The following is a 12,819-nucleotide window of genomic DNA, read 5'->3' as shown; positions in this document are numbered from 1 at the left end:
TTACTTTAAGAAATTAATATTAACCTTATTAGCTTTTAAAAGCTCGTTTTCGCTAGCTAAATCGTAAGCTGTTTCGTCGAATTCTGTTTTAATCGATTTATCGGCGCCATTGGCTAACAAATATTTTAAAACGGTATCGTCTTTAGCCGACATGGCTTCTTGTAATAAAGGTGAATTCCCTTCCTTATTAACCGCATTGATATCGACTTTAGAGGTTTTTGCCAGCTTCAATAAATCCATACTATTTTGGTTTAAAGCTAAGTGGTATAACGTGTTACCATTATCTTGTGGTTTCGCAATATTTAAACCTTTAGCTTGTAACAACGTTAATTTTTTCTTGAATTCGGCTTCGCTTCTTGGCGAAAATCCATTAATTAAATACGCTGTTAAATTGTTTCCGTTGCCATCAACCACATTAATATTAGCGCCTTGCTCTAATAAATACGATACAACTTCTGTTTTGTTATTTTGAACAGCTAAAGCCAAAGCAGATTCGCCTTTTTTGTTCGTTGCATTAATATCTTTAACGTGTTTATGAAGCAATTTTACAATCTCCAAATCGTTTCTTGAAGCAGCATTTATAAAAGGCGTATTTCCGTTATCATCGGCCTGATTAACATCTACACCTTTAGCTAAAAAATAATTAATAACTTCGGTATCTTTACTTCTTCCGGCTAAACCGTGTAATGGCGTAAAACCATTTTTAGTAGTAACATTTGGCTCGATACCTTTCGACTCTAAAAACTTAAAAACATCCAGACCGTTTGCTGGTCCGCGACCACCTTTACTGGCAAAAATCATGGCGTTACCACCTTCGTTGTTTAAATTTTTATAATCTACACCTTTTTCTATTAACTGATTTAACATATTAGTGTTTCCAGATTTAGCTACGTAATTAAAAATTCCGTTTCCATCGGCATCCTTACTATTAATATCTAAACCTTTAGACACAAAATAATTGATTGTTTCAAAATCCTTAGCACGTTGCGAAACTAAAAGTAAAGCATTTGCTCCGTGGTGATCTAGATCGGTTTTTAGGTTAGCGCCATTAGCTAAACACAAATCGTACACTTTGGTATCGGTTTGCCCTGTTGCTGCGGCAAAATTTAATAAGGATAAACCGTGATTGTCAACAATATCGGTTTTAGCACCTTTACTTAACAAATACTCCATTAATGGCACATTGCTTTTATTAGCTGCCCAAAAAATATAAGTACGTCCGTCGTGGGTAAGCTTATTAACATCGTTTCCTTTTTGGTTTATTAAATGTTTAACCGTAGCATCTGGAGCGCCTTGTAAGATAGCCAATACAACAGGATCGAAACTTGAAGAAGTCATTTCTGACGGGTTGTTTCCTGCCTTAATTTTTTCGTCTACTACCGCTACAGACGGATTCGATTTCCAAAAATCACGATTTAAAAATACGTTAGACTCTTGCGCACTAGCTGCAAGACCTAACATTAAAGAGAGTCCTAATATACTTTTCTTAAAGGTTGAGTGTATCATAATAGCATTATTTTTTCACGAAAGAATCGATAACCGTATTTATTGAAGCTTCATCTTGATATTCGGTATCCGAAAACAAATATTTATACAGTTGTTTGTTATCTACTTTTTCTTCTAAATTTAAGTTGGTATCTCTTGCAAATACCTCATCCCATTTAGCACGTACTAAAGCCCACTTTGCACTTGTTTTTGCCCAGTAATCTTGTGCTGCTTTACATTTGCTATCGTCTACCTTTTTATACGTATTATAACCTTTTTCTTGAGCGATAACAACATCTTGTTTACCAGCTTCACGAATTACTTTATCGTTGTCTTGGTCGTGTACCCAACCGTCTTTAGTAATTTCCTGGCGGTTGCGTCTTAAAGTAATATTGTAATCGCTACGTTGCGTGTATTCGCGACGCGGAAGCGGTGCTGTTGTGGTGTTTTCCCAATAACTTTTACCATCTACATGTACCCACGATGCAGACCCTTCGTAACGCGGACTATCGTCTACCTGAAATACTTTTTGAGACCACTGCCCTTTTACATCGGCTTTAGGCAAACTTACGTAGTTCCACGCGTTGTCGCCATTGTACACGTACAAATCGGTATTTTCGTACTCCCAATCTTGTCTCCAGTGTTTTACAATATGCGGATGTGCAGGATCTCCAACAATTAATAAATGTTGTAGCGAAATGTCATCTTTAGAATCCTCAACCAATTGCACCCATTCTAAACCTTTATCGTGCTTTACTTTTGAAGGCACATAGGCAGAATCGTTTGCATAATTAAAGGTTTCGGCAAAATTAAAATTCACTTCGTAACAACCACACATGCTTTTAATAGCATCTTGGTCTTGCTTTTTCTTTTTTTGTGCATTAGCAGCATTAAAGTTAAATGCCGTTGCGCATAAGGCCAGTAGTAATAGTCGCTTCATCTTTTTATTTAAAATTAATATTTTTTAAAAAAACATATCCTTATTTAGATTCATTTAAAATAACTTGATATATTTGCCACAAATTTAAATAAGAATGAGTCTAAATAAAAATTATATTTTACTTTTTTTTATACTTCTCTGCGGTATTTCTGTAAACGCCCAAACAAAACAAATAGACTCTCTAGATGTAGAAAAACTAGACGAAGTTGTGATTACAGGACAATACAACCCACAATCGGTTAAAAAATCGGTGTTCGAAGTTAAGGTGATAAACCGACGTACTATAGAACAGCAAGCCGCCAACAACCTTGCCGATTTATTAAACCAAACCCTAAATATTACTGTAACTCCCAACCCTGCTACTGGAAAATCTGGTGTTAGTTTGTTTGGTTTAGATGCACAATACTTTAAAGTTTTAATAGATAATGTACCTGTTATTAATGAAGAAGGTGTTGGTAACAACATGGATTTAACCCTAATTAACCTAGACGATATCGAACAAATTGAAATTGTAGAGGGTGCTATGGGCGTACAATACGGTTCGAATGCCGTATCGGGTATCATAAACATTATCACTAAAAAATCGTCTAAATACGGTACGCAAATAAAAACCTATTTACAAGAAGAAACTGTTGGTAACGAATACGAATGGTTCGATAAAGGCAGACATATTCAATCCTTACAGGTTAATCATAATTTTACCGATAATATTTATGCAAATATTGGCTATAGCCGAAACGATTTTGGTGGCTATTGGGGCGACAAACAAGGCGAGCATTACGATAAAAATGATGGCTTACGTGGCCACGAATGGTTACCCAAACTACAACAAAACGGTAAGGCGCTTATAAATTACAGCAAAAACAATTTCAATATTTTTTATAAGTTCGATTATTTTAACGAGAAGATAGACAAATACAACTCGGCTGTAGACCCAAATACAAACCCAGCTACGGCTACTAGCGCCCCGACTGCTTTAGACGAAATTTACACCAATAACCGTTTTTATAATCATTTAAATGCCAATGGACTTATAAAAAAGAGGGTGAATTACGATGTTTCCATATCGTACCAAACCCAAACCAAAGATTTAGAACAGTATACTTACCGTATTCACGAAGACGAAAAATACAACGTTACCGAAGGTGAATATTTGTCTAGAACTGCGTTATTTTCACGCGGTACATTTAGTAATCTTTTACAAAACAATACGTTTAGCTTACAAGCTGGTTACGAGTTAACCAACGAAAAAGGCTCAGGCTCACCTTTTGCCATTACTATAAATCCAGATAAAGATCAAGTAGATCAACAATTAAACAATTACGATGTTTTTGCATCATCCGAAATCACTTTAAGTGATGCCTTTTCGTTACGTCCTGGAGCAAGAGTATCCTTTTCAAATCTATTCGATAATCAATACGTTTTTTCTTTAAGTAGTAAATACAGTTTTAAAAACAATTACGAATTACGTGCCATTATAGGCTCGGCAAACAGAACCCCAAGCTACGATGAGCTTTTCACCTATTTTGTAGATGTTAACCACAACGTACAAGGTAATCCCGACTTAAACCCAGAAAAAGGTATCTCTGCCTTTCTGCATTTTAAGAAAGCATTCGATTTAAGTCAGAATGGCCTGTTACTAAAAACCAAATTAAGTGGCTCGTACCTTAATGTCTCCGATCGTATTGAGTTAATTATTGTAGAACAAAATCCGTTATCCTATCAATATAACAACATCGACAAATACACCTCTTTTGGTATTTTCTCAGAAAACAGTTTACAGTACAAACGTTTAAAAGCACAGTTGGGTATTTCGGTGTTAGGGATTTCTAAAATATTAGATAGTTCTTTAAATCCAAACAACGACTTTTTGTATAATATGCAACTTAATAGCACGGTTAGTTATTTGGTACCAAACTGGAACACGTCGTTTGCCTTATATTTTAAATACGTGGGGCAACAGCATCAATTTGTAGAAGAAACCAACGACAATGGCGACGCCGAATACGTAAAAGGTACTACAGACCCTTACAGTTGGCTGGACTTTACCGCAAAAAAATCGTTCTTCAATAATGCTTTCGAAATAACAGGAGGCATCCGAAACCTACTAGATGTAACCGAAGTTAATACCACTGCTGTTTCAGGCGGTGCACACAATGGCCCGGCGAGCAGTTTGCTTTTAGGTTACGGCCGATCGTACTTTATAAAACTAGCCTACAACTTTAATATTTAATTTATGAAAGCCATTTTAAATAAAATATCTGTCGTTTTAATAGGCATTCTTTGTGCTATTAGTATACAGTCCTGTAGTGAAGATTCTGCATTTACCCCAGAACCTTTTGTAGTTGCTTTCTCTAACTTATCTGGAAATTTACAAGAGATAGAAACCAGCACGAACATTGCTTTAGAATATTCCGAAATTGCCGAACAACAAGGTACTGTAACCATAAGCATAAGTGCCGAAAATGCCACCTACGGCATCGATTTTAAAACCCAACCCGAAGCCAACAATAACGAGATAACCCTATCTATTAATTCGGGTGAATTAACGAATGGTTTAACCTTCGAAAAACTAAATCCGTTTTTAGATGAAACCACCGCAATCAATTTCCAAATCACAAATATAGACTATAGCAACTCCAATATTCAAGGGTACACTAAATTCACTTTAAATTCTAGTGCAGCATTAGGCGGACATTTATTACCAAATATAGGTGGCCCCAACGAAGCCAACCAAGTATACATAGATTTAAGCAGTAAAGCACAAACCGAGGTACAGCGCGATTCTTGGGACTTAGGATTTTACAGCGGAGATGCTTTTCGGGTAACCATAAACGGATCAGTGTATATGGCTGCTGGAGCAACAACCTTTACAAATATAGACCAAGTAAATACTGCTAACACTTCCGATTTAAAGAAACTAGTCGCCGTTGGTACTTTCGACCCTGAAAACGAAGCCTATATCGATGCCCCTAGCGGCAACATTTTAGAGACAGCCATTGCCGAAGTATCTGAAAACGATGCAGAAAACAAAGTCTATCTAGTAAATCTCGGTTATGAAGTCGGGACAATAAAACCAGTTAATGGCAGCGTAGCCGTTGCTAGTGATCATCGTGGTTACAAAAAAATTCGAGTATTACAACGAGACAATCACTACCTGTTGCAGTATGCCGATTTAGAGGCCACCACACATCAAGAAATCAGTATTCCTAAAACACCAGACTTCAACTTTACGCACTTTAGTTTTAACAGTAATGCCATTGTAAATGTAGAGCCCGAAAAAGAACAATGGGATGTTTGTTTTACAGTGTTTACCAATGTTATTGAAGGCTCAGGGAGCTACGGGTATTCAGATTTTGTAAAACACAACAGACTTGGTGGAACTAGTGCTTATGTGGTAGAAGTATCTAATATACCCTATGCCGATTTCAACTTGGCTTCAATCGATCAATCATTGTTCCTAGAAGACCAAACTATCATAGGTTCTAATTGGAGAGACGTGTTTACAAACGCTGCAGATAGCAACTACTACTTCATTATAAAAGATCCAAACGACAACCTATATAAACTACGCTTTTTAGCGATGTCCAATAATCAGGGGGAACGCGGTCATCCAGAATTTGAATACGAATTATTACAATAATTATATCCTTTTAAAAACCTTAAAAAACATCTTATTATGAAAAAAACTTTACAATCTTTAGGTCTGTTTCTTATCGGGGCAGCTGCCTTTGCACAAGCAACAGACGCCACGGTATCTTTAGATCCTGATTATGCAAATACCGTATACTACAACCTAGATACCCAAACAGAAACTAGTTTTGCAGCAGATTCGTGGGATATCGGATTTTTAAGAACCAGTGCCATGAGCATGGGCATCCGCACAAATGCTTTAGTTGAAGTTTATGAAGCTTCTGATGATATCGAAAACTGGAGCGCTATAGATGTTGCCAACATCGACAATTGGACACAATTATACAACGACGACACCAATTGGACTTCTGGGGCTTACGATCAAGGTTCTGCAACATATGGCTGGGGGGAATATAATATAGCTAATCACCATGTTACAGGAAGCATCATTTTTGTCTTAAAATTAATAGATGGCACATTTGTTAAATTTATAAACGAAGATTATTACGGCGGCTACACCTTTAAATACGCGACTTGGGATGGTAGTGCTTGGAGCGAAGACAAAACAGAAGTTATTTTAAACAGCGAAAACGACACTAATCGTTTTAACTATTTCTCTTTTAAAACTAATAGTAAAGTTGTTGCCGAACCAGCTATGGATGCTTGGCACTTAGTATTTGGTAAATACTACACCGATGTACCTGTAAGCGCCACAGAAACCATGAAATATATGGTTACAGGAGCATTGGTTAATGCAGGGATTACCGTTGCTGTAAACGATGAATCTGGAGAAAACCCAGACACTTCTAATTTAACCTATGCCGAAGCAATAAATACTATTGGTTATAACTGGAAATCGTTTAGTATGGAAACTTACACTTACGACATAGATTCCGATACCGCTTATTATGTTAAAACCGAAGCAGGAAACATTTACCGCCTAGTATTTACAGGGTTTGAAGGTAGTTCTACAGGAAATCTATCTTTCAACTTTGAAGATGTAACCGAAAAATTAAGCATTACAGATGTTAATGAAGGTATTGCTTTTGGCATTTACCCTAACCCTACTACCGACAAAAAAATCAACTTAATTTACGATGTTAATGCTTTACAGGCTACACAAAGTAACATCTCTATTTATGCTGTTACAGGTGCAAAAGTTTTTGAGACCACCATTAAAAACCAAAATGGCTTTTACAATAAAGAATTACAATTAAACAACCTACAAAGCGGTGTTTACATTTTAAAATTTACATCAGGAAATCAGTCAGTAACCAAGAAACTTGTTCTTAGATAAGTTTTTATTTTTGTTTGAATGAAAAGCCACTCTATTTTGAGTGGCTTTTTTACTTTAATGCAAATCAATATTTTTACAATTGTTTTTGAGTAAACAATATGTTTTAATCTAAATGATAAATTTGTCTGATATTTTCTAAAATAGCATCGAAATCTATTTTCAGATCGATTAATTTTCCAGTATAAATATCGAAAACCCAACCATGTACTTTTACGCCTCGGGTACGAATTGCTTTTTGTACTTCGGCAGTTTTAATAAGGTTAACACACTGCTCCTGCACGTTTAGCTCTATTAAACGATTGTAACGTTTATCCTCATCTTTAATCTTATCTAATTCTTTAGCATGAATACGATACACATCCCTAATATTGCGTAACCACGGGTTTAAAATACCTAAATCTTGAGATTGCATCGCTGCTTTTACACCACCACAACCATAATGACCGCAAACCACCACGTGATTTACTTTTAAATGCTCTACGGCATAATTTACAACCGACATCACATTTAAATCGGTATTAGGCACCATATTAGCAATATTTCGGTGCACAAAAACTTCCCCCAACTCTAAACCCATTAATCCTTCTGCATCAACGCGACTATCGGAACAGCCGATGTATAAAAACTCTGGACTTTGTCCTTTTCCTATATTTTCGAAATACTTTGTATCCTGTGCTAATTTATTCTTAATCCAGTCTTCGTTGTTTTTAAAAACCTGTTTTAATTTCATAATTATAACTTTTAGTTTGTTTTTTATATCCTATTTTTCAAATTTAATTTAAGGATTAAACCTCATTTTACTGATGTAAATAGTGTTTTTACCTTATAAATTACATCCTAAACTAATAGATTTTCACAAATCGTAATTTGTTTAATACTATTTTTTTTAACTCAAACTCATTTTAGATTTTGGTCTTTCTCTAAAAAATTTAATATAACTATCTGGGTTTTCTACAATTCCGCGTTTAGAAACCAATTTTACATCTATATTTCGTTCTTTGGCTTTAACCGCAAAATCCTCTAAAATCTCTATAATATCATGATCTAAATATCTCGTATTAATAAGATTTAACTCTAAATATGTATTTTTAGGCAAGCTATCTAGCTCTTTTAAAATGGCACCTTTATTAAAAAACGTTACTTCTTCTGCTAATGTCATTTTTATTTGATGCCTGCCATTACTCTTGTCTTCAATATGAAGGAAATGAGAGTTCTGATAACTCTTTAAAAGTATAACTATAACGCCAACTATCAAACCTAGGCTTATACCTTTTAATAAGTCGGTAAACACGATACCAAGAACAGTTACTATAAAAGGCAACCATTGTTTCCACCCCATTCTATACATTTCTTTAAATAACTTTGGCTTTGCTAATTTATAGCCTACAACCAATAAAATTGCTGCTAAAACCGACAGCGGAATCATATTTAGTAAACGCGGAATTAACACTACCGAAATTAATAACAAAAACCCATGGATTATAGCCGACATTTTACTTAAAGCTCCAGATTGAATATTAGCAGAACTCCTTACTATTACTTGCGTAATGGGTAACCCTCCTATCAATCCAGACAAAATATTACCAGTACCTTGAGCCAGTAACTCGCGATTGGTTGGCGTTACATTTTTATTGGGATCGATTTTATCTGTAGCCTCCACACACAATAACGTCTCTAAACTAGCAACAAGTGCAATGGTAAAGGCTGTAACCCATATTTCTGGATTTGTAATGACCTTAAAATTAGGAAAGGTAAACTGCCCTAAAAAAGAATTAATATCTTCAGGAATAGGCACATTTACTAAATGTGTTTCGGAAATACTAAGAGTACTGCTGGTTTGGGTTAAAACAAAAAAGAGTATTCCTAAAGCTACAGCAACTAATGGCCCTTGTATTAAAGTAAATATTTTTGCTTTTTTTGCCAGAATATTATCCCAAAACAAAATGGTAAACAGACCTACTATTCCTATAATCATAGACCCCATGGTTATATGATTAAAAACATTAAATATTGCTGAAAAGGAATTTTCTCCTGAAATTTCTAAAAAACTATCGGCGCCTTCAGGCTCGGCATCATAACCAAAAAAGTGTGGAATTTGCTTTAGAATGATAATAATTCCTATGCCCGTTAACATTCCTTTTATTACAGATGAAGGAAAATAATAACCAATTACACCGGCCTTTAAAAACCCTAAAGCCAATTGAATTATCCCACCCAAAACAACAGCTACCAAAAAATTCTGATATCCGCCTAAAGCTCCTATAGCGGTTAATACAATTGCGGCCAACCCTGCGGCTGGCCCACTAACACCGATTTTAGAGCCACTTAAAGCTCCTACAACTATTCCTCCTACAATACCAGCAATTACACCTGAAAATAGAGGAGCACCACTAGCCAAAGCAATACCAAGACATAAAGGTAAGGCTACAAAAAACACGACAATACTTGCCGGCAAATCATTTTTAATTGTTTTAAACATAATACAACCTGTTTTAATTCTTTTAAACTTTGCCCGATTAGATTTAATTAATCAAGCCTATGAAACTGTGTTATATTATGATAATTCAGGTGGAGGATATTGAAGATCGAGACTTAATGAAGTATAGGTGTTTTGATAAAAAGATACATTCTCTGCGTGGCCTTTAACAAACAATACGTTTTGATATAAAGATTGCTCAAGAAGTTTCAGTTCAACTTTTTTAACGACTTCATTTTTATGGTTTTCTTCTTCGTTAATATTATTATAGAAAGAGGAAATATCGTAGCTTTCATTCACAAAAGACACTACTGTTGGCATTGCAATAAACATTGTAAAAACCAAAAACAGAAAGTATGTAAAAACCATTTTTGCCATAAAAATCAATTTAGCTTCTTAACAAAAATACGGTTTTGATGTTAATTTTTTAAATTATTATCTTTAAAAAACTTAAATCTTTTTAATGTCTTCACTAGAGATCCATCCTGTTTTTCCGTCGGCCAACTTAATTTTCTTCCAGTTATTAACGGTATCTAATATCTGTACTTTCGTGCCTTCATGAAGTTTAAAAACCTCCTGACTGCTTAAATTGGGCTCGCTTTTAACCTGACTTTCTTGGGCAAAAACTATGGCTGGATTATTTTTTTTATCTAAACTAAAACTATGAAACGCTAAAACTAAAGTTAAAATTCCTGCTGCCAAAACCAAAAAACTTCCTGTAAAAGCCATACGCTTACGGTTGGTATACTCGGCGAAATAATAAATTAAAAATAGCACCACAAAAGCAAGAAATAATAAAACCGTTGTTATGGCCCACCCATCGTAAGTCATGCTATTGGTAATGTTATTTACTATTTTAGAAATTCCAGCTTCTGGCACAACATCTATAGCGTCTATAGTCATGTTTTTGGCATAAGCCATATTATTTTTAATGTCTTTATCCTGCGGATTTAATTGAAGTGCTTTCTCGTAATAATAAATACTAGGCGCTATCTGATTTAGCTTATAATAGGCATTTCCTAAATTAAAATACAATTCCGATGAATGCATGCCACTATCCAATATGGTTTGATATTTATCTACCGCCTCGGCATATTTACCATCGTTATACAGCGCATTTCCTTGCTCGAAAATCGTTTCGTTTTGGGCAAAAGTTAAGCTCGCCCACAAAAAAGTAAGTATGTATACTACAGCTTTCATCTTAACTTATTTAATTTGTTTATCTATTAACGAAATGGTTTTAGCCGCTTTGTCGTAATCTTGTTGCATAGCCACGTTGGTAGACGGCGTATATCGCGCTAATTCGCAGCTTTCCAACAAACTTGTAAAATCGGTTACCACTTCGGTATCTACAGCTTTAGATGTTAATAGTTCGCTGATTTTATCCTTGCTAAACTCGCTTGTTTCAATATTTAATTTTCCTTTTAAATAGTTGTGTAACGCTTTTTCTAGAGCGACATAAAATGCTTCTTTTTGGCCTAATGCTTTCTTGGCTTCGCTTAAATATTTCTTCGCCAATTTATCTGCTTTTCGTATTTTATTACCTACCACATCGGCATCGCGAACTGCTTTTTGTTTTCTAAATACCATAGCTAAGGGTATAGCCAATAACGGCGCTAATAAAGACCCCCAAAATAATTTTGTTTTAAAAAATTGCGATGGTTTTACAGACACCAAATTAGGCTGCGTTTTAATAAATGCAAAATGGTCGCTATTAACAACCACAGGTTGTTTGCCATTATTCGCTAATGTCGCACTATTGTCTGGCGCCGATGTATTGTTAGGCCCTTGAAAAACATTTACAATTATCTCATCGGAAGACAAACGCTTGTAACTTTCGGTTTTTACATCGAAATAAGAAAATGAAATGCTAGGTATAGGGTATTTACCTTTAAATTGAGGAACAACCGTATAATTATCGGAAATTCGACCTTGCATACCTTGTAAATTGGTTTGTACGTTTTCGGTATGTTCTGGCTCATAAACCTCTAAAGAACTTGGTAAATTAACCTTTGGAAGTTCGAATAACTTTAAATTTCCGTTTCCTGAGACCTCAACATTAAGATTTAAAGATTCTGTCGCTTTCAATTCGGTTTTTGAAGTGGTCACTTTAAAATCGAAATCGCCTACCGCACCTGTAAAATCTAGTGGTTTGCCTTGTTCCGGTAACGGCTTTACGTTTATGGTGCGTTCGCCAGCCGAAACTGTTCTGTGCACCTGTGTCATTAATCGGCCACCAAAGATATCGCGCCTGTTTGTAGGCACATCAACCGTTAAATCTAAGCTTAAAGGTTCTATTAAAAGTTTACCTGTTTTTTGCGGATACAATACCGTTTTTCTTAAAATAACATAGCGATAATCTTCGCCTTTATACGTTCCATTCTGAACTTTTAATCCTTTTATTTCGATATTCTGACTCCAAAAATCGCTGTACTTCGGACTATCAATCTCTCGCCAATTACTTACACCTGTATTGGGAGACACAAATAATTTATAGACTACCGTTATAGCCTCGTTAAGGTATGGTGTTGCCTTAGAAACTTCGGCCACCAAATGAATATTCTCGGAAGCGACATAATCGGCATTATTGCCATCTTTTGGTTTATCGACAGCCTTGGTTACCGTTACCGTTACCGGAGTGGTTTTATACACTTGCCCATCAACTTCTATTGTGGCCTGATTAATTTTAAAATTACCCAGACTTTTAGGTGCTAAAAAATAGGTGTATGTTTTAGAAAATTGAGACACGCCATTTACCCACGATTTACTTACCGATTGGTTGGGACCGCCAACCACGCTAAAACTCGAAAAATCTGGCGGATTAAAATTATCGCCATCTTTGTTCATTTCAAAATCTACACGTAAACGCTCGTTAATACCTAATTTTGTTTTACTAAGTTTTGCTTCAAACTTAACTTGTGCTAAGCCTAAGTTTGAAAACAATACTATTACAAGTATAGATATGTATTTAATCCCTTTCATTATCTG

General features: G+C 35.3%; 10 protein-coding genes. 3 read left to right on the top strand and 7 right to left on the bottom strand.

The annotated features are described in order from the left end of the window. Nucleotides 1-1,506, bottom strand: a complete 1,506-nt coding sequence (locus tag ACR9EA_RS00900; RefSeq protein ID WP_435136168.1) for an ankyrin repeat domain-containing protein — start codon at nt 1,504-1,506, stop codon at nt 1-3. 7 nt (nt 1,507-1,513) lie between these two features. Continuing rightward, nucleotides 1,514-2,425 (bottom strand): DUF6607 family protein, encoded by a 912-nt coding sequence (locus tag ACR9EA_RS00895; RefSeq protein WP_435136165.1) that lies wholly within the window; start codon nt 2,423-2,425, stop codon nt 1,514-1,516. Between the two features lie 94 nt (nt 2,426-2,519). On the opposite strand from ACR9EA_RS00895, the gene ACR9EA_RS00890 reads away from it, so the two are divergent. The 3 genes from ACR9EA_RS00890 to ACR9EA_RS00880 are packed head-to-tail and all read left to right on the top strand — an operon-like array spanning nt 2,520 to nt 7,355. Beyond that, nucleotides 2,520-4,658: a TonB-dependent receptor plug domain-containing protein gene (locus tag ACR9EA_RS00890; RefSeq protein WP_435136162.1), complete on the top strand. Its 2,139-nt coding sequence runs from the start codon at nt 2,520-2,522 to the stop codon at nt 4,656-4,658. A gap of 3 nt (nt 4,659-4,661) precedes the next feature. Next, entirely contained in the window at nt 4,662-6,068 is a 1,407-nt protein-coding gene (locus ACR9EA_RS00885) for an HmuY family protein (RefSeq protein ID WP_435136159.1), read from the top strand. A 36-nt stretch (nt 6,069-6,104) separates the two neighbouring features. Continuing rightward, on the top strand, nt 6,105-7,355 hold the full coding sequence (locus ACR9EA_RS00880) for a T9SS type A sorting domain-containing protein (protein ID WP_435136157.1): 1,251 nt from the start codon (nt 6,105-6,107) through the stop codon (nt 7,353-7,355). 103 nt (nt 7,356-7,458) lie between these two features. On the opposite strand, the gene ACR9EA_RS00875 is transcribed toward ACR9EA_RS00880, so the two are convergent. The 5 genes from ACR9EA_RS00875 to ACR9EA_RS00855 all read right to left on the bottom strand — a co-directional run bounded on the left by ACR9EA_RS00875 (nt 7,459) and on the right by ACR9EA_RS00855 (nt 12,813). Further along, complete coding sequence (locus ACR9EA_RS00875) at nt 7,459-8,085, bottom strand: carbonic anhydrase (RefSeq protein ID WP_435136155.1); 627 nt, start codon at nt 8,083-8,085, stop codon at nt 7,459-7,461. 156 nt (nt 8,086-8,241) lie between these two features. Further along, nucleotides 8,242-9,834: a SulP family inorganic anion transporter gene (locus ACR9EA_RS00870; RefSeq protein ID WP_435136152.1), complete on the bottom strand. Its 1,593-nt coding sequence runs from the start codon at nt 9,832-9,834 to the stop codon at nt 8,242-8,244. A gap of 75 nt (nt 9,835-9,909) precedes the next feature. Beyond that, nucleotides 9,910-10,209, bottom strand: a complete 300-nt coding sequence (locus tag ACR9EA_RS00865) for a hypothetical protein (RefSeq protein WP_435136150.1) — start codon at nt 10,207-10,209, stop codon at nt 9,910-9,912. Between the two features lie 72 nt (nt 10,210-10,281). Continuing rightward, nucleotides 10,282-11,031: a tetratricopeptide repeat protein gene (locus ACR9EA_RS00860; RefSeq protein WP_435136147.1), complete on the bottom strand. Its 750-nt coding sequence runs from the start codon at nt 11,029-11,031 to the stop codon at nt 10,282-10,284. A 6-nt stretch (nt 11,032-11,037) separates the two neighbouring features. Next, a complete protein-coding gene (locus ACR9EA_RS00855; RefSeq protein ID WP_435136144.1) occupies nt 11,038-12,813 on the bottom strand; it encodes a BatD family protein in 1,776 nt (591 codons plus the stop codon). Between the last annotated feature and the right edge of the window lie 6 nt (nt 12,814-12,819).

The organism is Formosa sp. A9 (assembly GCF_051200825.1).
Classification (GTDB): Bacteria; Bacteroidota; Bacteroidia; order Flavobacteriales; family Flavobacteriaceae; genus Formosa.
Note: the sequence above shows the minus strand (reverse complement) of the source record. Positions and strands in the feature narration are given on the sequence as shown.

What these genes read in the sequence shown, in the direction of transcription:
- ACR9EA_RS00900 (WP_435136168.1), bottom strand. Translation starts at nt 1,506, where the DNA reads ATGATACACTCAACCTTTAAGAAAAGTATATTAGGACTCTCTTTAATG.
- ACR9EA_RS00895 (WP_435136165.1), bottom strand. Translation starts at nt 2,425, where the DNA reads ATGAAGCGACTATTACTACTGGCCTTATGCGCAACGGCATTTAACTTT.
- ACR9EA_RS00890 (WP_435136162.1), top strand. Translation starts at nt 2,520, where the DNA reads ATGAGTCTAAATAAAAATTATATTTTACTTTTTTTTATACTTCTCTGC.
- ACR9EA_RS00885 (WP_435136159.1), top strand. Translation starts at nt 4,662, where the DNA reads ATGAAAGCCATTTTAAATAAAATATCTGTCGTTTTAATAGGCATTCTT.
- ACR9EA_RS00880 (WP_435136157.1), top strand. Translation starts at nt 6,105, where the DNA reads ATGAAAAAAACTTTACAATCTTTAGGTCTGTTTCTTATCGGGGCAGCT.
- ACR9EA_RS00875 (WP_435136155.1), bottom strand. Translation starts at nt 8,085, where the DNA reads ATGAAATTAAAACAGGTTTTTAAAAACAACGAAGACTGGATTAAGAAT.
- ACR9EA_RS00870 (WP_435136152.1), bottom strand. Translation starts at nt 9,834, where the DNA reads ATGTTTAAAACAATTAAAAATGATTTGCCGGCAAGTATTGTCGTGTTT.
- ACR9EA_RS00865 (WP_435136150.1), bottom strand. Translation starts at nt 10,209, where the DNA reads ATGGCAAAAATGGTTTTTACATACTTTCTGTTTTTGGTTTTTACAATG.
- ACR9EA_RS00860 (WP_435136147.1), bottom strand. Translation starts at nt 11,031, where the DNA reads ATGAAAGCTGTAGTATACATACTTACTTTTTTGTGGGCGAGCTTAACT.
- ACR9EA_RS00855 (WP_435136144.1), bottom strand. Translation starts at nt 12,813, where the DNA reads ATGAAAGGGATTAAATACATATCTATACTTGTAATAGTATTGTTTTCA.